The 20,590-nt window shown below is 63.9% G+C and carries 19 protein-coding genes; 7 read left to right on the top strand and 12 right to left on the bottom strand.

Annotated elements, in window-relative coordinates; translation table 11 throughout:
* Positions 1–29 precede the first annotated feature (29 nt).
* The gene (locus tag VOM14_RS25620; protein WP_327631562.1) at positions 30–752 is read right to left on the bottom strand and encodes a response regulator transcription factor; all 723 of its coding nucleotides are present in this window, start codon (positions 750–752) and stop codon (positions 30–32) included.
* Positions 753–954: 202 nt separating this feature from the next.
* Here VOM14_RS25620 and VOM14_RS25615 point away from each other — a divergent pair, with 202 nt between their 5' ends.
* Genes VOM14_RS25615 through VOM14_RS25605 form a run of 3 tightly spaced genes read left to right on the top strand, consistent with a single transcriptional unit; the run spans position 955 to position 3,719 of the window.
* A complete protein-coding gene (locus VOM14_RS25615) occupies positions 955–1,218 on the top strand; it encodes a hypothetical protein (RefSeq protein WP_327631561.1) in 264 nt (87 codons plus the stop codon).
* 19 nt (positions 1,219–1,237) lie between these two features.
* Positions 1,238–3,052, top strand: a complete 1,815-nt coding sequence (locus VOM14_RS25610) for an aminopeptidase P family protein (RefSeq protein WP_327631560.1) — start codon at positions 1,238–1,240, stop codon at positions 3,050–3,052.
* A 43-nt stretch (positions 3,053–3,095) separates the two neighbouring features.
* Positions 3,096–3,719 carry an HAD family hydrolase gene (locus VOM14_RS25605; RefSeq protein ID WP_327631559.1) on the top strand — a complete coding sequence of 208 codons (624 nt, stop codon included), beginning with the start codon at positions 3,096–3,098 and terminating at the stop codon, positions 3,717–3,719.
* Between the two features lie 75 nt (positions 3,720–3,794).
* Here VOM14_RS25605 and VOM14_RS25600 read toward each other — a convergent pair whose 3' ends face one another.
* The 8 genes from VOM14_RS25600 to ychF all read right to left on the bottom strand — a co-directional run bounded on the left by VOM14_RS25600 (position 3,795) and on the right by ychF (position 13,087).
* Positions 3,795–4,919, bottom strand: coding sequence for a DUF748 domain-containing protein (locus VOM14_RS25600; protein WP_327631558.1), 1,125 nt, complete (start codon positions 4,917–4,919; stop codon positions 3,795–3,797).
* Positions 4,920–5,172: 253 nt separating this feature from the next.
* A complete protein-coding gene (ettA, locus tag VOM14_RS25595) occupies positions 5,173–6,840 on the bottom strand; it encodes an energy-dependent translational throttle protein EttA (protein ID WP_327631557.1) in 1,668 nt (555 codons plus the stop codon).
* Between the two features lie 240 nt (positions 6,841–7,080).
* Entirely contained in the window at positions 7,081–7,392 is a 312-nt protein-coding gene (locus VOM14_RS25590) for a DUF3761 domain-containing protein (protein ID WP_327631556.1), read from the bottom strand.
* A gap of 63 nt (positions 7,393–7,455) precedes the next feature.
* Positions 7,456–8,544 (bottom strand): sn-glycerol-3-phosphate import ATP-binding protein UgpC, encoded by a 1,089-nt coding sequence (locus VOM14_RS25585; protein ID WP_327631555.1) that lies wholly within the window; start codon positions 8,542–8,544, stop codon positions 7,456–7,458.
* A gap of 75 nt (positions 8,545–8,619) precedes the next feature.
* Positions 8,620–9,465 carry a sn-glycerol-3-phosphate ABC transporter permease UgpE gene (ugpE, locus tag VOM14_RS25580; RefSeq protein ID WP_327631554.1) on the bottom strand — a complete coding sequence of 282 codons (846 nt, stop codon included), beginning with the start codon at positions 9,463–9,465 and terminating at the stop codon, positions 8,620–8,622.
* A complete protein-coding gene (gene ugpA, locus VOM14_RS25575) occupies positions 9,462–10,346 on the bottom strand; it encodes a sn-glycerol-3-phosphate ABC transporter permease UgpA (RefSeq protein ID WP_327631553.1) in 885 nt (294 codons plus the stop codon). Before ugpA ends, ugpE begins: the two co-directional genes overlap by 4 nt.
* Before the next feature lie 79 nt (positions 10,347–10,425).
* Positions 10,426–11,751 (bottom strand): sn-glycerol-3-phosphate ABC transporter substrate-binding protein UgpB, encoded by a 1,326-nt coding sequence (gene ugpB / locus VOM14_RS25570; RefSeq protein WP_327631552.1) that lies wholly within the window; start codon positions 11,749–11,751, stop codon positions 10,426–10,428.
* A 241-nt stretch (positions 11,752–11,992) separates the two neighbouring features.
* Positions 11,993–13,087, bottom strand: coding sequence for a redox-regulated ATPase YchF (gene ychF / locus VOM14_RS25565; RefSeq protein ID WP_327631551.1), 1,095 nt, complete (start codon positions 13,085–13,087; stop codon positions 11,993–11,995).
* Positions 13,088–13,346: 259 nt separating this feature from the next.
* Here ychF and VOM14_RS25560 point away from each other — a divergent pair, with 259 nt between their 5' ends.
* The 4 genes from VOM14_RS25560 to VOM14_RS25545 all read left to right on the top strand — a co-directional run bounded on the left by VOM14_RS25560 (position 13,347) and on the right by VOM14_RS25545 (position 18,035).
* Positions 13,347–14,519, top strand: coding sequence for a UbiH/UbiF family hydroxylase (locus VOM14_RS25560; protein ID WP_327631550.1), 1,173 nt, complete (start codon positions 13,347–13,349; stop codon positions 14,517–14,519).
* A gap of 150 nt (positions 14,520–14,669) precedes the next feature.
* Positions 14,670–15,395, top strand: coding sequence for a DsbC family protein (locus VOM14_RS25555; protein WP_327631549.1), 726 nt, complete (start codon positions 14,670–14,672; stop codon positions 15,393–15,395).
* 98 nt (positions 15,396–15,493) lie between these two features.
* On the top strand, positions 15,494–17,284 hold the full coding sequence (locus VOM14_RS25550; RefSeq protein ID WP_327631548.1) for a M61 family metallopeptidase: 1,791 nt from the start codon (positions 15,494–15,496) through the stop codon (positions 17,282–17,284).
* Between the two features lie 154 nt (positions 17,285–17,438).
* On the top strand, positions 17,439–18,035 hold the full coding sequence (locus VOM14_RS25545) for an FMN-dependent NADH-azoreductase (RefSeq protein ID WP_327631547.1): 597 nt from the start codon (positions 17,439–17,441) through the stop codon (positions 18,033–18,035).
* Between the two features lie 169 nt (positions 18,036–18,204).
* On the opposite strand, the gene VOM14_RS25540 is transcribed toward VOM14_RS25545, so the two are convergent.
* The 3 genes from VOM14_RS25540 to trpC all read right to left on the bottom strand — a co-directional run bounded on the left by VOM14_RS25540 (position 18,205) and on the right by trpC (position 20,572).
* Positions 18,205–19,038, bottom strand: a complete 834-nt coding sequence (locus VOM14_RS25540; protein WP_327631546.1) for a uracil-DNA glycosylase — start codon at positions 19,036–19,038, stop codon at positions 18,205–18,207.
* A gap of 78 nt (positions 19,039–19,116) precedes the next feature.
* Positions 19,117–19,743: a CYTH domain-containing protein gene (locus tag VOM14_RS25535; RefSeq protein ID WP_327631545.1), complete on the bottom strand. Its 627-nt coding sequence runs from the start codon at positions 19,741–19,743 to the stop codon at positions 19,117–19,119.
* 31 nt (positions 19,744–19,774) lie between these two features.
* On the bottom strand, positions 19,775–20,572 hold the full coding sequence (gene trpC / locus VOM14_RS25530) for an indole-3-glycerol phosphate synthase TrpC (RefSeq protein ID WP_327631544.1): 798 nt from the start codon (positions 20,570–20,572) through the stop codon (positions 19,775–19,777).
* Positions 20,573–20,590: the final 18 nt, after the last annotated feature.

Raw genomic sequence — 20,590 nt, 5'->3', positions numbered from 1 at the left:
TTTCCACAATTCCTTCATTGTGCCGCGCGTCAGCCTGAAGCAGCAACGGCTTCGACGGCGGCGTCGGCCGGGAAAGCGTCCAGTTGATAGCCGAAGCCGTACAGCGGCGTCAGGGAATAGCCCCGTTCGGGGCGCAGCTGCAATTTGCTGCGCACCCGCGACGCATGCGTGTCGACGGTGCGCGACTTTACGTCGCGGCGTCGCGCCCACACGGTTTCGAGAATGTGCGCGCGCGAGACCGGCCGCGACAGATTGCTGAACAGCAGAAGCGCGAAACGGAATTCCTTGGGCGTGAGCGTGACCGTGTGGCTGCCGAAGGTGACGGCGAGGTTGCCCGCGTCGAACGCATAGCCGCGGATCACATCGCGCCGGCGGTTCTGCGGCCGCCGCAGACCGGCTCGCCGCAGCAACGCGTCGACACGCGCGAGCATCTCGGGACCGCGAACCGGTTTGATGAGGCAGTCGTCGGCGCCCGCATGCAACGCGGCGACAATCTGGCTTTCGCGCGGCTCCGACATCAGCACGATCACCGGCAGGCTCGGCAGGATGGAGCGGGCGTGGGCGATCACGTCTTCGGCGGAATGGTCGCCGGCCCAGCTTTCGGTGATGAGCAGATCGAAGAATTGGTCCGCGGCCTGGTTGAAGAACGGCGCGCTGGCGGTGAAATGCTGGCAAACGTGGCCGCCGGCGAAAATCAGCCGTGTGACCAGTTTGGCGTGTCTCGTGTCCGGCTCGATAAGGGCGATTCGCATGGGGCGCGTTCAGCTCGACGACGACCGGGAACGAGGCTTTTCCGTAAGGCCTGCAGCTTGCCTAACATCACCCCGGCCCCTAAACTCAACCGCTGTGCGGAAAGCGCCGCGCTGAATTTTTTGAGAAAGAGACGAAAATGCTAGCTGTCGCCGCGCCGCGCGCCTATGAGATAAATCCGAAACTGCGCGAAGTCCGTCGCTAATGGGCTGGCCCGGAATCATCGTGTTGGGAGCGGCAATCGGCTTCGCGGGGTGGTGGTTGCATCCGTTGCGCCGCTTGAACAATTCCGGCCGCGCCCGCGTGTGGGTGGCGGTGCTGGCGGGCGTGGCGAGCGCGAGCGTCGCACGCATGGCCGGCAATGTAATGGGTCTTTTCCACGACGGTGATACGCTCGAATGGCCGCTATGCACGGCCGCCGCGATGATCGCCGTCGCCGTGACGGTCGGCTTGCTGTCCCGTCGATGAATATTTGCAGGTGACTCCGATGAATGCCAGACTTCCCGAAACCTCCTCCATCCCCGAACGGCTTGCCTCCTTGCGTGGCGCCATGGCGCGCGAAGGTGTCGCCGCTTACCTCGTGCCGTCGGCTGATCCGCATCTATCCGAATATTTGCCGGGGCGCTGGCAGGGGCGCGAATGGCTCTCCGGCTTCACGGGCTCGGCGGGCACGCTTGTCGTCACCGCGGATTTCGCGGGCGTCTGGACCGACAGCCGCTACTGGGAACAGGCCAACGCGCAACTCGCCGGCACCGGCGTTCAACTCATGAAAATGACGGGCGGTCAGCTGACCACGCCGCATTTCGAGTGGCTCGCGCAGAACGTCGCGGCGGGCGGCACGGTCGGCGTGGACGGCGCGGTGCTCGGCGTGGCGGCGGCGCGGGCTCTCGCGCAGGCGCTCACGTCGCGCGGCGTGAAGCTGCGCACTGACGTCGATCTGTTCGACGCGATCTGGCCGCAGCGTCCGTCGCTGCCGGCGGCCGCGGTGTTCGAGCACGCGGCGCCGCATGCGAGCGTCGCGCGCGCCGACAAGCTCGCGCAAATTCGCCGCGCGATGGCGGAAAAGGGCGCGCAGTGGCACTTCGTATCCACGCTCGACGACCTCGCGTGGCTGCTGAATCTGCGCGGCGCCGACGTCAGCTATAACCCGGTGTTCGTGGCGCATGCGCTGATCGGCGAAAACAGCGCGTCGCTCTTCATTGCGGACGGCAAGGTGCCGCAAGCGCTCGCCGAGGCGCTGGCGCGCGACGGCGTCAGTGTCGAGCCGTATGCGAAAACGGCGGACGCGCTCGCCGCGCTGCCCGCCGGCAGCACGCTGCTGATCGACCCGCGCCGCATTACGTACGGCTCGCTGCAATCGGTTCCGTCTTCGGTGCAGGTGATCGAGGCAGTCAATCCGTCCACGTTCTTCAAGTCGCGCAAGACCGAGGCCGAAGCGAAGCACGTGCGCGAGACGATGGAGCAGGACGGCGCGGCGCTCGCGGAATTCTTCGCGTGGTTCGAAAGCGCGCTCGGCCGCGAGACGATTACCGAACTGACTATCGACGAACGTCTGACAGCGGCGCGCGCGCGTCGTCCGGGGTTTGTGTCGCTAAGCTTTGCGACCATCGCCGGTTTCAACGCAAACGGCGCGATGCCGCACTATCGCGCCACCCGCGAATCGCATTCCGTGATCGAGGGCAACGGCCTGCTGCTGATCGACTCCGGCGCGCAATATCTGAGCGGCACGACTGACATCACGCGCGTCGTGCCGATCGGCACCGTCAGCGACGAACAGCGGCGCGATTTCACGATCGTGCTGAAAGGCACCATGGCCTTGTCGCGCGCCAGGTTTCCGCGCGGCATCCGTTCGCCGATGCTCGACGCAATCGCCCGCGCGCCGATCTGGGAAGCGGGCGGCGATTACGGTCACGGCACGGGTCACGGAGTCGGCTATTTCCTGAACGTGCACGAAGGCCCGCAGGTGATTTCGCACTACGCGCCGGCCGAGCCGTGGACCGCCATGGAAGAAGGCATGATCACGTCGGTCGAGCCGGGCATTTACCGGCCGGGCAAGTGGGGCGTGCGAATCGAGAACCTGGTGCTGAACGTGTCCGCCGGCCAGACGGAATTCGGCGACTTCCTCAAGTTCGAGACGCTCACGCTTTGCCCGATCGACACGCGTTGTCTCGACCTGTCGCTGCTGCGCGACGACGAACGCGCGTGGCTGAACGACTATCACCAGACGGTGCGCGCGCGTCTGTCGCCGCATGTTTCCGGCGAGGCGCAAGCGTGGCTGGAACTGCGCACGCAGCCTGTCTGAACTCACGCAATGAGCGCCGCAACCGCATAGCTACGGAGAGCGCATGGCCATCAAGGCAGTCGTGTTCGATTTCGGCGGCGTGCTGATCGACTGGAGTCCGGAATATCTGTATCGGCAACTGATTCCGGACAAAGCCGAGCGCCGCTGGTTTCTGACCCACGTCTGCTCGATGGAGTGGGTTGTTCGTCAGGACGGCGGCCAGCCGATCGTCGAGGCGACGCGGGAACTCGTCGCGCAGTTTCCCGATCACGAGGCGCTGATCCGCGCGTTCTACGAGCGTTGGCACGAGATGGTGGCCGGCGTGCTCGAAGAAGGCGTGGCGATCATGGAAAAGCTGGAAGACGCCGGCGTGCCGCTCTTCGGACTGACGAACTGGTCGGCGGAGACCTTTCCTTATGCGTGGGAGCACTATCCGGTGCTGCGGCGCTTTCGCGATATCGTGGTGTCGGGCCGCGTGGGTCTGGTGAAACCCGATCCGGCGATTTTCGCGGCCATGCGCGAGCGGATCGAGGCGCAAATGCCGGGCGTCGAACCCGCCGAACTCGTCTTTATCGACGACAACCCGAAGAATGCCGCTGCCGCCACGGCACTCGGCTGGCATGGCGTGCATCACACGGGTGCCGCGCAAACCGAAGCGACGCTGCGCGAACTGGGCTTGCCGGTTTGACGGGCAGGGCGCGGCTCACGTTGCATTGATAGACGTGTCACGCGCGCGGCGGCCTCGCTTGCCGCGCGACGACCGCTACTGCCCGAGAAAATTCTTCAAGGCATTCCCCAAGCCCTTGACGGTTTCTCCGGCGCCTTTCGCCACGCCTTCGACACTCACGCCCAAAGCATTCGCAAACCCCGCCGTGATCCGCGTCATCAGGCTTTCCTGCACCGAAAAATGCGGATCGCGCAAATTGCCGTCGAGCACGAAATGCAGCGTGATGTCGCCGTTGTGCGTCTTGAGCGCGGCCACGGCGGCTTTCGTCGGAATGGACATGAAGGTGTCGAGCGGGTTGCCGCTGTCGGCGAGCTGCAACCGGTGAACCGTGATCGTGCCGGGCGCGTGCAACTGATAGTTGCGCACCGACGACTCGATGCTCATGTCCACCGTGCCGCCCGTCACTTGCGCCTTCGCGCCGGCCTTCTTCACGAGATACGGATCGAGCATCACCACGTCGACGCCGCGCAGCGTGCATGTCGTCTGCGAATCCTTGCTGGCGATCTTGATCCAGCCGCGAAATGTCACCGTGCCGGTATGCGACGGGCCTTTGATCGAGCCGGTGACATCGACATCGGTCGGCTCCGTGAGCGCGGGCAGACGAATATGGTCGACGCTCGCACTGGCGTTGCTCACCGTCACCTTGTAGGCGGGCGGCCCGACCGTCATGTCGTAGAAATGGAACCGGCCCTGCTCGAAGCGAATGTGATCGACCTGCTTTTCGCGTGACGCGGAGTTGGCTGGCGCGCCGCTCGCGCCGTCGTTGGCCCGGCTTACGGATTGACGCAGATTCGGCAGCAGACGAATCGTGCCGTTTTGGGTCCGCAACACCGCCAGGTCGAAACCACGCACCACGACGTTACGGACGTGCATGTGCCGCGCGAGCATGTCGCGGATGTCCGGCGTGAGGATGATTTCGTCGGCTCTCAAGGGATCGCCGGCCGGCCAGCCGGGCGGCGCCTTCAGGCGAACATTGGTGAGATGGACAGAGGTGAGCCCGACGTCGATGCTCTGCGCGCTGCCCAATGGGCCGAGCGCCGCGACCACGCGCTCTTTCACTTCGCGTTGCGCGTACTGCAGCGCGCCGAACACAATGACGACGAGCACGATCACCCCGCTGCCCACGGCAACGATCCAGCGTTGGCCCTTCGACATTGCCATGCTTTGCCTCCTTGTCACCGCGCCGTGCGCGGGATGACTGTTCGGCGCGCACGACATATAGCACGGCCGGATGAGCAATGCGTGTGCCCTGTCGGCATGCTGCCGACATCTGGCGTAGGTGAATGCGATGGCGTGGCGGGAGCCGACTCTGGTGGCCGCCGCTCCCGCTCTATCGCGTGCCTGATTGCACGAGCTGGCGCCAGAGCAGGCGCCTGACTTAGCGCCTGACTTAGCGCCCGACTTAGCGCCCGACTTAGCGCGTGATCGGCTTGTAACGCAGGCGCTTCGGACGCGCCGCTTCTTCGCCGAGACGCGCGCGCTTGTCCGCTTCGTATTCCTGGTAATTGCCGTCGAAGAACGTGATTTGCGAATCGCCTTCGAACGCGAGAATGTGGGTCGCGATCCGGTCGAGGAACCAGCGGTCGTGCGAGATCACCATGACCGAGCCGGCGAATTCGAGCAAGGCGTCTTCGAGCGCGCGCAGCGTTTCGACGTCGAGGTCGTTCGACGGTTCGTCGAGCAGCAGCACATTGCCGCCCGCGATCAGCGTCTTCGCGAGATGCAAGCGGCCGCGCTCGCCGCCCGACAGATTGCCGACAACCTTCTGCTGGTCGCCGCCCTTGAAGTTGAAACGGCCGATGTACGCGCGCGACGGCGTCTCGTACTTGCCGACCGTCAGCACGTCCGCACCGCCGGAGATTTCCTCGAACACGCTCTTCGAGGCGTCCAGCGCGTCGCGGCTCTGATCGACGTAAGCGAGCTTCACGGTCGGGCCCTGCACGATCTCGCCGGAGTCCGGCTGTTCGCGGCCGGTCAGCATGCGGAACAGCGTGGACTTACCCGCGCCGTTCGGACCGATGATGCCGACAATCGCGCCCGCCGGCACCTTGAAGCTGACGTTGTCGAGCAGCAGCCGGTCGCCGTACGACTTGCTGACATTCTTGAACTCGATCACTTCATTGCCGAGGCGGTCGCCGACCGGAATGAAGATTTCCTGCGTTTCGTTGCGCTTCTGGTAGTCCTGGCTGTTCAGTTCCTCGAAGCGCGCGATACGCGCCTTCGATTTCGCCTGACGGCCCTTCGGATTCTGGCGCACCCACTCCAGTTCCTTCTTGATCGCCTTCTGACGGGCCGATTCCGACGACTCTTCCTGCTTCAGACGCTCTTCTTTCTGATCGAGCCAGCTGCTGTAGTTGCCCTTCCACGGAATGCCGTGGCCGCGGTCGAGTTCGAGAATCCACTCGGCGGCGTTGTCGAGGAAGTAGCGATCGTGCGTCACGGCGACCACGGTGCCCGGGAAGCGCGTGAGGAACTGTTCGAGCCAGTCGACCGATTCGGCGTCGAGGTGGTTGGTCGGCTCGTCGAGCAGCAGCATGTCGGGCTTTTCGAGCAGCAGCTTGCACAGCGCGACGCGGCGCTTTTCGCCGCCCGACAGATGTTCGATCTTCGCGTCCCACGCGGGCAGGCGCAGCGCGTCGGCGGCGATTTCGATCTGCTGCTCGGCGCTGCCGCCGTCGGACGTCGCGAGAATCGCTTCGTATTTCGCCTGCTCGGCGGCGAGCGCGTCGAAGTCCGCGTCCGGTTCGGCGTAGGCCGCGTAGATTTCGTCGAGTTTCTTTTGTGCATTGAACACGTCGCCGAGACCTTCTTCGACGGTTTCGCGCACCGTCTTGCTCGGGTCGAGTTGCGGTTCCTGCGGCAGATAGCCGATGTTCAGGTTCGGCATCGGCGTGGCTTCGCCTTCGATGTCCTTGTCCACACCGGCCATGATGCGGATCAGCGTCGACTTGCCCGAGCCGTTCAGGCCGAGCAGGCCGATCTTCGCGCCAGGGAAAAACGACAGCGAGATGTCTTTCAGGATTTGACGCTTGGGCGGCACGATCTTGCCGACCCGGTTCATGGTGAAGACGTATTGGGCCATTTGTTTGGTAGACGTTGACGACGCCGGCCGCGTTGGGGCGGGCAGTCGTGGGTGGATGGATAACCGGTGTCATGGCCGGGCGGAGCGCCCGGCGCCGGCCGGCGCGACGTCCGGTTCAAGGACGGGCGCGGGCGGGTTGCGCAGATGGCATTGTACTTCGGCGCGCGGGCGCGGCGGCGGGGGAGGCGGGGGAGGCGGGGGAGGCGGGCGCGCGTCAGCCGCGCCGCGATGCCGCGCGGTTCACAGCCAGTCGGCGACGCCGCCGTGGCGCGAGCACGTGCCGCTGTGATGGCGGCTGAAACTGTAGGTGCCGTCGCGGCAGCGCGCCGTGGCGCCTTCGGGCGCCTTGCCCGACAGCGAGCGGGCCGGCGCGTGCACGGTATTGCCGTCGCGGTTCCGGTAGGTGTTGTGATTGCTGAGGTCGGCTTCGTTGGGCGTCGCGCCCGGCGCCACGTACGCGAAGGCCGGCGAGATAGTCGAAGCCAGCGTGACAAGCAACGCTGCGGCGGCGAACATGCCAAACCGAGCGGTTTTCAAGCTCATGCTATTCATGGTTTTTCTAATGTTTGTTAGCTTCTTTACTCACTCACCGCGCGCGGGCTCCCGATGCGCGGCTCAGTTCACTCGCCGTCCGCTCACCGGATCGAAGAAATGCAGATGCCGCGCGGGCAGCGCGACTTCCAGCGCTTCACCGGCCGTGGGACGATGCGCGTGCGGCAAGCGCACTGTCACGTCGTGCGCGCCCCAGCGTCCGTGCGCGAGATTGTCCGCGCCGAGCAGCTCGCACGAATCGACGGTGAGAATGGCATGCGGCGCATGCGCGTGCCCCGGACTCATGTGCTCCGGACGAATGCCGAGCGTCCATTCGCGTCCCGCGGCGACTTCGCCGCCAATCGCGGCCACGCCCGTGAGCGGCAGTTGCGGACCATTGCCGGCGACATCGAACGTGGAACCGTCGTGGGACACGCGGCCTTGCATCAGATTCATGCCCGGCGAGCCGATGAAACTGGCGACGAACACCGTCGCTGGCCGCTCGTAGACTTCGGTCGGCGCGCCGATCTGCTCGGCGTGTCCTTTGTTCATGACGATCACGCGCTGCGCGAGCGTCATGGCTTCGATCTGATCGTGCGTGACGTACAGGCTCGTGGTCGCGAGCCGCGCATGCAGACGCTGGATTTCGAGCCGCATCTGCACGCGCAGACGCGCGTCGAGGTTCGACAGCGGTTCGTCGAAGAGAAACACGGCGGGTTCGCGCACGATCGCGCGGCCCATCGCGACACGTTGACGTTGTCCGCCCGAGAGTTCGCGCGGCTTGCGCTGCAACAGCGCTTCCAGTTCGAGAATCTGCGCGGCGGCCTTCACGCGCGCGGCGATTTGTGCGCGATCCACATTGGCGATCTTCAGCGCGTAGCCCATGTTCTCGGCCACGCTCATGTGCGGATAGAGCGCGTAGTTCTGAAACACCATCGCGATGTTGCGATCTTTCGGCTCCAGTCGATTGACCACTTTGCCATCAATCGAAATGCTGCCTTCGGAAATGCTCTCGAGTCCCGCGACCATGCGCAGCAACGTGGATTTGCCGCAACCCGACGGGCCCACCATGACGACGAATTCGCCGTCGCTCACGTCCACGTCGATGCCGTGCAACACGAACTGTTTGCCGTCGTAGGTTTTTTTAACGCCTTGCAGTGTCAGTGCGGCCATGCGTTTTTTGCCCTTCTTTTGCGTGTGAGGTGTGTGCCGGATAGGCGTGAGCGGATGTGATCCGGGCGGCGCGGATCACTTTTCCGCATCCACGAGTCCGCGCACGAACCAGCGTTGCATGGTCAGCACGACGACGAGCGGCGGCAGCATCGCGAGCAGCGTCGCGGTCATGACGAGGTGCCATTCCGTTGCCGTGTCGCCCGAGGCGATCATGCTTTTGATGCCGACCACGGCGGTTGTCAGCGACTGCTGGCTCGTAATCAGAATCGGCCACAAATACTGGTTCCAGCCGTAAATGAACGTGATGACGAAGAGCGCCGCCATGTTGGTCTTCGACAGCGGCAGCACGACGTCCCAGAAGAAACGCATGGCACCCGCGCCGTCGATGCGCGCGGCCTCCATCAACTCGTCCGGCAGCGTCATGAAGAACTGGCGGAACAGAAACGTCGCGGTGGCCGACGCGATCAGCGGCAGCGTCAAACCGCTATACGTATTGCTCAAATGCATCGACGAGACGACTTGCACGGTCGGAAAGATACGCACTTCCACCGGCAGCATCAGCGTGATGAAGATCAGCCAGAACGACAGATTGCGAAACGGAAAGCGGAAAAATACGATCGCGTAGGCGGAGATCATCGAGACGGCGATCTTGCCGATGGCAATCGCGAGCGCCATCACGAGACTGTTGAACAGCATGCGGCCGAACGGCGCCGCCGCGTTGCCGCTGCCGTGAGCCCAGACGGTCGAGATGTTCTCGAAGAGATGCGTGCTCGGCACGAGCGAGAGCGGCACGGAGAATACTTCGTGCTCGCTCATGGTCGCCGCGCAAAACGCGACGTACACCGGAAAAATCACCAACGCGACGCCGGCAATCAGCACCGCGTGGCAGAAGAGGTCGAAACCGCGCCGGTTCTCGATCATGAGTATTGAACCTTGCGTTCGATGAAGCGGAATTGCACGACCGTCAACGCGACGACGATCACCATCAGCACCACCGACTGCGCGCCCGAACTGCCGATGTCGAGCCCCTGGAAACCTTCGGCGAAAATCTTGTAGATCAAGGTGCGGGTCGATTGCGCGGGGCCGCCGGCCGTCGCGGCGTCGATCACAGGGAACGTGTCGAAGAACGCGTACGTGATGTTGATCACGAGCAGAAAGAAACTGGTCGGCGACAGCAGCGGCAGCGCGATGCCGAAGAAGCGTCGGACCGGACCCGCGCCGTCGATGGCCGCGGCTTCGATCAGCGAGCGCGGAATCGCCTGCAAGCCCGCATAGAAGAACAGAAAGTTATAGCTGACCTGCTTCCAGACCGAGGCGAGCACCACGAGAAACATGGCTTGTCCCGCATTCAGCGCGTGATTCCAGGCGATGCCGTATTTCGCGAGCGCATAGGTCACGAGGCCGATGCTCGGGTTGAACAGAAACGACCACAGCACGGCGGCGATGGCGGGCGCGACGGCGTACGGCCAGATCAACAGCGTCTGATAAGCCTTCGCGCCGCGCGTCACGCGGTCCGCGCAGACGGCCAGCAGCAGCGAGATCACAAGGCCCGACACGGTGACGAGCACGCAGAAAATCAGCGTCGTGTTGAACGACGACAGGTAAAGCGGATCGGCAAAAAGCTGCTTGAAGTTGGCGAGCCCGACGAATTCGCTCGACGTGCCGAATGCGTCCTGAGTTTGCGTGGATTGCCACAGCGCTTCGCCGGCGGGCCACAGGAAGAAGAGCGCCGTGATCGCCAGTTGCGGCGCGACGAGCAGATAGGGCAGCAGGCTGGTGCCGAAGCGGGAGCGCTTTTCCATCGACGGATTCCAAGGTTTTTTTCGGCAAGCGGGTTTCGGCGCGAGCGCGCCGAAACCCTGCCGGCCTGGCGCTGCTTGTTTAGCTGCCGGCTTTCTCAAAGCGTCGCAGCAACTCGTCGCCGCGCGACACGGCCGAGTCGAGCGCCTGTTGCGGCGTCTTCTTTTCAGCCCAGACCTGTTCGAGTTCTTCGTCGATGATCGTGCGGATTTGCGGCATGTTGCCCAGACGCAAGCCCTTCGTGTACGGCAGCGGCGGCTTGTTGAGCATCTGTTTGATGGCGGTTTCGCTGCCGGGGTTTTTCCCGTAGAAGCCTTGTTGCTGCGTCAACTGATATGCGGCTGTCGTGACCGGCAGATAGCCCGTGTCCTGATGCCATTTCGCGGCGACTTCGGGCGAGGTCAGATAGGCCAGAAACTTCGCGACGCCCTTGTAGACAGCCGGGTCCTTGCCCGACAACACCCACAGGCTCGCCCCGCCGATAATCGCGTTCTGCGGCGCGCCCTTCACGTTGGCGTCGTACGGCATCATGCCGGTGCCGAAGTTGAACTTCGCGAACTTCTTGATGGTGGCCAGCGAACCCGACGAATTCGTCATGATGCCGCAGTCGCCGCTATAGAACTTCGAAATCGGTTCGTCCTTGCGGCCGACATAGGTGAACGTGCCGTCTTTCTGCATGTTCTGCAGGAACTGGATATGCGCGACCTGCAGCGGCTTGTTGAATTCGAGTTGCGCGTCGGCGCCGTCGAAACCATTGTTCTTCGACGCAAACGGCGCGCCGTGCCACGCGCTGTAGTTCTCCAGCTGAATCCAGCTTTGCCAGCCGGTCGTGAAGCCGCACGCCATGCCCGACGCTTTCAGCTTCTGCGCGTCGGCCTGGACTTCGGCCCACGTTTTCGGCGGCTGGTTCGGATCGAGGCCGGCTTTCTTGAACGCGTCCTTGTTGTAGTAGAGCACTGGCGTCGAGCTGTTGAACGGCATCGAAATCAGGTGGCCGGTTTTCGCGTCGCTGTAATAGCTCGCGATGGTCGGCACGAACGCTTTTTCGTCGAGCGGCACGCCGGCTTGCTTGAACACATCGGATACCGGAACGATGGCCTTTTTCGCCTGCATCATCGTCGCGGTGCCGACTTCATAGACCTGCAGGATGGCCGGCGCGTTGCCGCTGCGATAAGCGGCGATGCCGGCGGCCAGCGTCTGGTCGTAGGAGCCCTTGAAGACCGGCACGATCTTGTAGTCGCTTTGAGACTTGTTGAAGTCGTTCGCGATGTCGTTCAGGCGTTCGCCCAACGCGGCTTCCATGGCGTGCCAGAACTGGATTTCAGTGGCGGCCTGCGCGGTCTGGGCAATGCCGATGCTCAGGACGGCGGCGACGGAAAGCGAACGGAACAACGGTTTCAAACTCATCGATATGTCTCCTGACGGAAGGTGCGCGAACGCGAATCGCGGGATTCTATTTATGTTCGATGACAGTTCGACGTCGGCCGATTTTTCGCGTGCCACGCGTTGACGGGCGCCGGAGCCTGCAATTTAACACCGCGTGTCATGGAACTGAAATACCTGGATGCATGAAAGCAAAAAGCCCGCATAAAGCGGGCTTTGGAAACTGCAGGCAGGACAGGAGCCGGAGGCGCCGGCGCGCCTTACGTCACACGTTGAACAGGAAGTTCATCACGTCGCCGTCGTGCACGATGTATTCCTTGCCTTCCGCGCGCATCTTGCCCGCTTCCTTCGCGCCTTGCTCGCCCTTGTAGGTGATGTAGTCGCCGAAGGAAATGGTCTGCGCGCGAATGAAGCCGCGCTCGAAGTCGGTGTGGATCGCGCCCGCGGCTTGCGGCGCGGTGTCGCCGATATGAATGGTCCACGCGCGCACTTCCTTCACGCCGGCCGTGAAGTAGGTTTGCAGGCCCAGCAGCTTGAAGCCCGCGCGGATCACGCGGTTCAGGCCCGGCTCTTCCATGCCCATGTCGGCCAGGAACACTTCCATGTCCGCTTCGTCGAGGTCGGCAATTTCCGCTTCGATTGCCGCACATACCGCGACCACCGGCGCATTTTCCGACGCCGCGAACTTCGTGACCGCATCCAGATGCGGATTATTCTCGAAGCCGTCTTCCTTCACATTGGCCACGTACATGGTCGGTTTCGCCGTAATCAGGCAGAACGGCTTGAGCGTTGCCTTTTCTTCGTCCGACAGATCCAGTGCGCGGACCGGCTTCGCCTGATCCAGTTGCGCACGCACCTTTTCGAGCACGGCGGCGTTCTTGACGGCTTCCTTGTCGTTGCCCGACTTGGCGGCCTTCGAATAACGCGAGAGTGCTTTTTCGACGGTGGCGAGGTCAGCCAGCGCCAGTTCGGTGTTGATGACCTCGATGTCCGACAGCGGATCGATCTTGTTGGCGACGTGAATCACGTTTTCGTCTTCGAAACAGCGCACTACGTGCGTGATCGCGTCCGTTTCGCGGATGTTCGCGAGGAACTGGTTGCCGAGGCCTTCGCCCTTGCTCGCGCCCGCCACCAGACCGGCGATGTCGACGAATTCCACGACTGCCGGCAGGATGCGCTCGGGCTTGACGATTTCAGCGAGCGCCTTCAGGCGCGCGTCCGGCACTTCGACAATGCCGACGTTCGGCTCGATCGTGCAGAACGGATAATTTTCGGCGGCGATGCCGGCCTTGGTCAGCGCATTGAACAGGGTGGACTTGCCGACGTTAGGCAAGCCGACGATGCCGCATTTGAGGCTCATGGAAATCCTTCAGTGATTCAATAGGTTGCGTGATGCGCTCGACGTTGCGTGCAGGATTCGGAAAGCCTTCGCGTTGGATGGAGCAAAGGAAACGCAGCGGAGCGGGACAAGACACCAGAGCGGGCGTTGCCACGCGGTTCTGGGCGAGTTTTGTCACGGAAAGCGCAATTGTAACCCGTTCCAATCGCCTCCTTGACGTGCCTTCAGAAAGCGGCGCGCGCCATCCGTCCCCGGCAACCCCCGCGGCTATAATGCGCGGATGAACGCACACCATCAGACCTTCGATGCCGCCGTGATCGGCGGCGGGCTCGTCGGCAAGACCGCGGCGCTCGCGCTGACACAAGGCGGACTGCGCGTCGCGCTGCTCGCGCAGGCTTCTGCGCCGCTTCCCGCGGGCGCTTCGTTCGACTCGCGGGTGTATGCGTTGTCGTCGAGTTCGCAGGCTTTGCTCGAACGCTTGCGCGTCTGGCAGGCGCTCGATCTGTCGCGGCTCGGGCCGGTGTACGACATGCGCGTCTACGGCGACGCCCACGCCGAGCTGCATTTCTCGGCGTTTCAGGCTTCGGTGCCGCAACTGGCGTGGATCGTGGAATCGTCGTTGATCGAGCGCGCGCTGGATGCCGCGCTGCGCTTTCAGCCGAATCTCACGTGGATCGACAGCCGCGCGCAGGCGCTGGATTTCACCGCCGACAGCGCCAGCGTCGGCCTCGCCAACGGCAACGTGCTCGCGGCCGATCTCGTGGTCGGAGCGGATGGCGCGCACTCCTGGGTCCGCGCGCAGATCGGCTCGAAAATGAACCGGCGCGACTACCGGCAGACGGGCGTGGTCGCGAACTTCAAGGCGGAAAAACCGCACGGCGAGACCGCGTATCAATGGTTCAAGGACGGCGAAATCATCGCACTGCTGCCCATGCCCGACGGCCACGTGTCGCTCGTCTGGTCGGCGCGCACGGAGCACGCGGAGCAACTCGTCGCGCTCGATCCGGCGCAGCTTGGCGCTGAAGCGGAGCGCGTCACGGGCGGCCAGCTCGGCGGCCTCGACTGCGTGACGCCCGCGCAAGGTTTCCCGCTCGCGCTGCAAACCGTCGACCGGCTGGTGGCGCCGCGCGTCGCGCTGGTCGGCGACGCCGCGCATCTGATTCATCCGCTCGCGGGGCAGGGCATGAACCTCGGTCTGCGCGACGTCGCCGCGCTCGCCGATACCGTCGCCGGCAAGGAATCGTTCCGCGATCTCGGCGACATGGTGCTGCTGCGGCGCTACGAACGCGCGCGCCGCGAAGACATCCGCGCCTTGATGATCGCCACCGACGGCCTGCAAAAGCTGTTCTCCGTGCCCGGCCCGCTGGCCAAGGCCGTGCGCAATACGGGCATGGCTTTCGTCGGCGCGCAGCCGTTCATCAAGCGCTGGCTCGTGTCGGCCGCGCTTGGTTGAAAGACTCGCCGACGAAACGCGGCGCGCCATGCCGTGCCTGTGAGGCAGGTATCATGAACGCACCCATGCCGCTGATTTCGAACCGGAAACATCGCAAAACGCCAACGCTCGCGCAGTGCGCGCGATTGAACGATTGAACAGGAACCCAGCATGAAAAAAACCTTCCGCCTGGCGGCCGCCGTGCTCGCGATCGCTGCCGTCACCATCGGCTGCTCCGCGAAGGCGGACCAGGCCACCGACAAGCTCAAGGCCACGCTGCAAACGCGTCTCGCCGATGTGACGATCAAGAGCGTGACGAAGTCGCCGATTGCCGGCCTGTACGAGGTGAACCTCGGCAGCCAGATCGTTTATAGCGACGCGAACGGCGACTATCTTCTGCTCGGCGACATGGTCGACGCGAAGACCCGCAAGAATCTGACGGAAGCGCGTCTGTCCGAGACCAACCGCATCGATTTCGCGAACCTGCCGTTTGCGAACGCGGTGAAGGTCGTGAAGGGCAACGGCGCGCGCAAGATCGCCGTGTTCTCCGATCCCAACTGCCCGTACTGCAAGCAGCTCGAAACCACGCTGAAGTCGATCGACAACGTGACGGTCTACACCTTCCTGTACCCGGTTCTGTCGCCGGATTCGACGGCCAAGTCGAAGTCGATCTGGTGCTCCACCGATCGCGCAAAGGCGTGGGAATCGTGGATGCAGGACCATCAGGCGCCGACCGCCGCCGGCACCTGCGACACCGCCGCGATCGACAAGAACCTCGCGCTCGGGCACGCGATGAATGTGGAAGGCACGCCGACCGTGTTCCTCGCCGACGGCCGCCGCCTGCCGGGCGCCGTGCCGGCGGACCGTCTCGATAAGGAAATGTCGGCGGTGCACTGAGCACACGCGGCCGGTTCCTAGAAACATCAAGGAGGCGCGACAGGCGTTTCCTTTCGCATCAAGCCTTCAACTTCCGCCAGACAAACCAATCGCCGCCGATGAAGCCGATCCGCTACACCATCGTTCCGAAGCAACCCGCCGCCCATCTGTTCGAAGTGACCGTGACCGTCGCCGATCCCGATCCGGCCGGCCAGCGTTTCATGCTGCCGGTGTGGATTCCGGGCAGCTACATGGTGCGCGAGTTCGCGCGCAACATCGTCACGCTGCGTGCGTTCAACGACGCGGGCCGCAAGGTGCGTGTCGAGAAAACCGACAAGCACACGTGGCAGGCCGCGCCGGTGAAAGGCGCGCTGACGCTGCGCTACGAAGTCTATGCGTGGGATTTGTCCGTGCGCGCCGCGCATCTCGACGACACCACGGGCTTTTTCAACGGCACGAGCGTGTTTTTGTCGCCGCTCGGTCACGAGGAGGCGCCATGCGTGGTCGATATCCAGAAGCCGGAAGGCGCGGCGCACCGCAACTGGCGCGTCGCGACCGCGCTGCCGGAGGCGCGCGGCACGAAGCGCTACGGCTTCGGCGAATATCGCGCGCAGAACTATGACGAGCTGATCGATCATCCGGTGACGCTCGGCGAATTCGAACTGGCGACGTTCAAGGCGCACGGCGTGCCGCACGATGTGGTGATCGCGGGCCGCGTGATCGGGCTCGACATGGCGCGGCTCTGCGCCGACCTGAAGCGCATTTGCGAAGCGCAGATCGCGCTTTTCGAGCCGAAGTCGAAAAAAGCGCCCATTGATCGCTATGTGTTCATGACGCAAGCCGTCACCGACGGTTACGGGGGCCTGGAGCATCGCGCTTCGACGGCGCTCATCTGCAATCGCGCGGATTTGCCGGTGCAGGGCCGCGAAGCGCTCACGGAAGGCTACCGGACCTACCTCGGCTTGTGCAGCCACGAATACTTCCACACCTGGAACGTGAAGCGCATCAAGCCGGCGGGTTTCGCGCCGTATAACCTGAGCGTCGAAACCTACACGTCGCTGCTGTGGCTGTTCGAAGGCTTCACGTCTTATTACGACGACCTGATTCTCGTGCGCAGCGGCCTGATTTCCCACGACGACTATTTCGGCCTGCTCGGCAAGGTGGTCGGCGGCGTGCAGCGCGGCAGCGGCCGGCTCAAACAGACCGTCGCGGAAAGTTCGTTCGACGCGTGGGTCAAATACTATCGGCAGGACGAGAACGCGCCGAACGCGATCGTCAGCTATTACACCAAGGGCTCGCTCGTCGCGCTCGCGTTCGATCTCGCGATTCGCGCGCAAAGCGGCAACCGCAAATCGCTCGACGACGTGATGCGTCTTCTGTGGCAGCGTTTTGGCCGCGACTTCTACCGCGGCAAGCCGGTCGGCGTGGACGAGAGTGGAATCGAGGCGCTGTTCACGGAGGCGACCGGCGTGCAACTGGGCGAGCTGTTCGCGCAAGCCGTGCACGGCACGCGCGATCTGCCGCTCGACGCGCTGCTCGAACCGTTTGGCGTCGCCATCGCGCCGGAGGCCGACAAGAACGGCAAGCCGTCGCTCGGCGCGCGCGTGCGCGGCGGCGCGGATTGCACGCTGGCAGCGGTTCATGAGGGGAGCGCCGCGCAGAAAGCGGGCCTCTCGGCCGGCGACGTGGTGATCGCGCTCGACGGCCTGCGCGTGACGGGCTCGAATCTCGACGCGCTGCTCGCGCGCTACCAGCCGGGCGCGAAGGTGGAAGTCCACGCGTTCCGCCGCGACGAGTTGCGCATCGCGCAACTCAAGCTGGACGGGCCCGAGGTGTCGCGCTACAAGCTCTCCGTCAGCGACAAGCGAGTCACCGCCCGGAAGGCGCGCGAACACTGGCTCGCAAGCTGATCGTAATACTCGGTGACGTCAATCGACGTCGCCAGACGGCGGATTGTTCTACCACTGCAACAATCCGTCGCCGTCGGATGGCTTTTTCCGCGATCGATAAAACAACACAATGACTTCACTCGCGCAAAACTGCGCGCCCCTACTGGAGTCAACCATGACCACGATCCTGCAAATCAACTCGGCAGCCCGCTCGCAAGGCGCGAACTCGACGCTGCTCGTCAACGAGCTGACCGAAAAACTGCAACAGTCGAATCCGGGCGCGCAAGTCGTCGTCCGTAATCTGCAAGCCGAACCGCTGCCGCACCTGGACGACGCCGTCCTCGGCGCATTCTTCACGCCGGCTGATCAGCGCACCGCCGAGCAAGCCGCGATTGCCGCGCGCAGCGAAGCGCTGATCGCCGAGTTGCAAGCCGCCGACATCGTTGTGATCGGCGCGCCGATGTACAACTTCGGCATCTCGTCGCAACTGAAGACGTATTTCGACTTCATCGCGCGCGCCGGCATCACGTTCAGCTACACCGCGAACGGTCCGCAAGGTCACGTGACGGGCAAGAAGGTGTACGTCGTGTCGGCCCGTGGCGGCAAGTATCTTGGCACGCCGAACGACAGCCAGACGCCGTATCTGAAGAGCTTCCTGGGCTTCCTCGGCATGACCGACGTGAGCTTCATCTACGCGGAAGGCCTGAACATGGGCCCGGATGCCGCGAACGCCGCGCTGGCTTCCGCACGCGAAGCGATCGCCGCTGCCTGATTCGGTGCTGCGTCAGTGCCTGAATTGACCGCTTAGTCGATCGCGCCGCTTCACGGCGGCGCATCGCTCTCGCGGTGCGATGAAAAACGCCACGGGCCTTGGGCCGCGTGGCGTTTTTTGTTTTGCGCGGGTTTGCGCTGCTTTGCTCTGTCTCGCGCGTCCTGCCTGGCTACGCCAGCATTTGCGCTTCGTCGGGCAGACGCCAGTCGATCGGTTCGCGGCCCTGCTTGACGAGATACTCGTTCGCCTTCGCGAAATGCCCGCAGCCGAGAAAGCCGCGATGCGCCGATAACGGCGACGGATGCGGCGCCTCCAGCACGTAATGCGATTTGCCGCCGAGCAGCGCGCGCTTCGCCTGCGCATGCGCGCCCCACAGCATGAACACGAGGCCGTCGTGACGCATCGCCAGTTCGTGAATCAGCGTGTCCGTGCATTTTTCCCAGCCGCGTTTCGCGTGGCTCGCGGCCGAATCGCGCTCGACGGTCAGCACCGTGTTCAGCAGCAGCACACCTTGCTTCGCCCACGTGTCAAGACAGCCGTGACGCGGCGGTTCGTGGCCGAGACTCGCTGCGATTTCCTTGAAGATGTTGCGTAGCGAAGGCGGCGTCCGCACATTCGGCGCGACGGAAAACGCGAGTCCGTGAGCTTGCGGCGTGCCGCGATCTTCGCCGTGATAGGGGTCTTGACCGAGGATCACGACTTTCACCTCGTCGGGGCTCGTGAGCCGCAGCGCGCGGAATACGTCGGCGGGATAAACGGTTTTGCCGGCCGCGCGTTCACCGTCGACGAAACGGCAGAGCGGCGCGTACGCGTCGCTGTCAATAAACGGCTTCAGATGCGCGCGCCATGCCGCGGGCAGAGCGGCAAACTGTGCTTCGAGCGTGGAAGGTGTGACAGCGGCCTGTGGATGCGGCGCGGCGGACATGGCGCTGGCGGGCGCGGCGGCGTCGCCGAAAAGCGATGCCTGCGACGGCGCGGAACGAGTTCGGGATGCGGAAGTCATGGCGCAGAAGTGTCGCAGCAAACGCGGTGTTACTCAAGCTGGCGCGGCGCGCGAGGTGGCGTATTCGTCGCCGCCGAATCAGCCCGCCCGCAACTGATACCCACGCTGCGCTTTGCTCACGTTTTCCGGCGCGAGACCGGCGATCTGCTTGCGAAGTTCAGCCGAGAGCGCGTGCAGCGCGGCTTCCTCGCCGGATTTCAGTTCGAGTTCGATCTCCGAGATCGGCGCGCGGCGCAATTCGCTGTTCACTTCGGCGAGCACATCGCCCTGATCGATCGCGGCTTCGACTTCTGCAGCATCAACCACAACCTGCCACAGCGTGCGCGTGAAATCGGTGCGAAAGAGTGCGATCAGTTGCGGCGCCGCTTCCCGCAGCGCTTGCGCGGCGTGAGGCTCGTCGCATTCGCGCAGCAAGGCGTCGATTTCGAGCGCCTCGCCGGCAACCGGCATTTCCCACTCGTGCCGGTTATGCAAACCCTCGGTCGCGTTGCCGACGGTCTTGAAGGTTTGCAGCCAGCCGTCCGGCGTATGCCGCAAGCGCAGCGCGCTTTTCGACGCGGCCAGCGTCAATTGCGGCGTGTCGAAATAAATGTTCGACAGCCTGATCGCGCGGCCCGCGTGGCCGGCGCGCGCGACGAACCACTGCGCCGCCGCTTCGGCCTGCGCGGGCGGCAGCAGCAACTTGATCTCGCGCTCCATGCCCATGTCGTGCTCCGCTAATGGCTGCGCCGCGCCTTCACGCCGCGCCGGGAAAGAACATGCGCGCAAGTTCCAATCCCGGCTCTTGCGCGCGCATGAACGCCTCGCCGACGAGGAACGTATGCACGTCCATCGCGCGCAGCCGTTCGACATCGACGCGGGACAGAATGCCCGATTCCGTCACGACGATGCGGTCGTCCGGGATCGATTCGAGCATGCCGATCGTCGTTTCGATCGACGTCTCGAACGTGCGCAAATTGCGGTTGTTAATGCCGATGAGCGGCGTGTTCAGCTTCAGCGCCTCGTTCAGCTCGTTGCTGTCGTGCACTTCGACCAGCACCGCGAGGCCGAGCGAATGGGCGAGCGCTTCGAGGTCTTGCATCTCCGAGGTGTCGAGCGCGGCGGCGATCAGCAGGATCGCGTCGGCGCCCATCGCGCGTGCTTCGACAATCTGATACGGATCGACGATGAAGTCCTTGCGCAGTACCGGCAGCTTGCACGCGGCGCGCGCCTGTTCGAGGTACGCAACGCCGCCCTGGAAGAACTGCACGTCCGTCAGCACGGACAGGCAGGCGGCGCCGTACTTTTCATACGAACGCGCGATGTCGGCCGGGTCGAAGTTTTCGCGCAGCACGCCTTTCGACGGGCTCGCTTTCTTCACTTCGGAGATCACCGCGGCGAGACCCGCCGCATGCTTCGCGCGCAACGCGCCGACGAAATCGCGAAGGTCGCGCGAGGACGCCTCGAGGCGCAACTCTTCGAGCGGCGCGCTTTGCTCGGCGGCGCGGACTTCTTCGCGTTTGACCGCGATGATGCGGTCGAGAATGTCGCTCATAACTGTCTCGCTACGTGA

It is taken from the genome of Paraburkholderia sp. MPAMCS5 (assembly GCF_036016995.1).
Taxonomy (GTDB): domain Bacteria; phylum Pseudomonadota; class Gammaproteobacteria; order Burkholderiales; family Burkholderiaceae; genus Paraburkholderia.
Note: the sequence above shows the minus strand (reverse complement) of the source record. Positions and strands in the feature narration are given on the sequence as shown.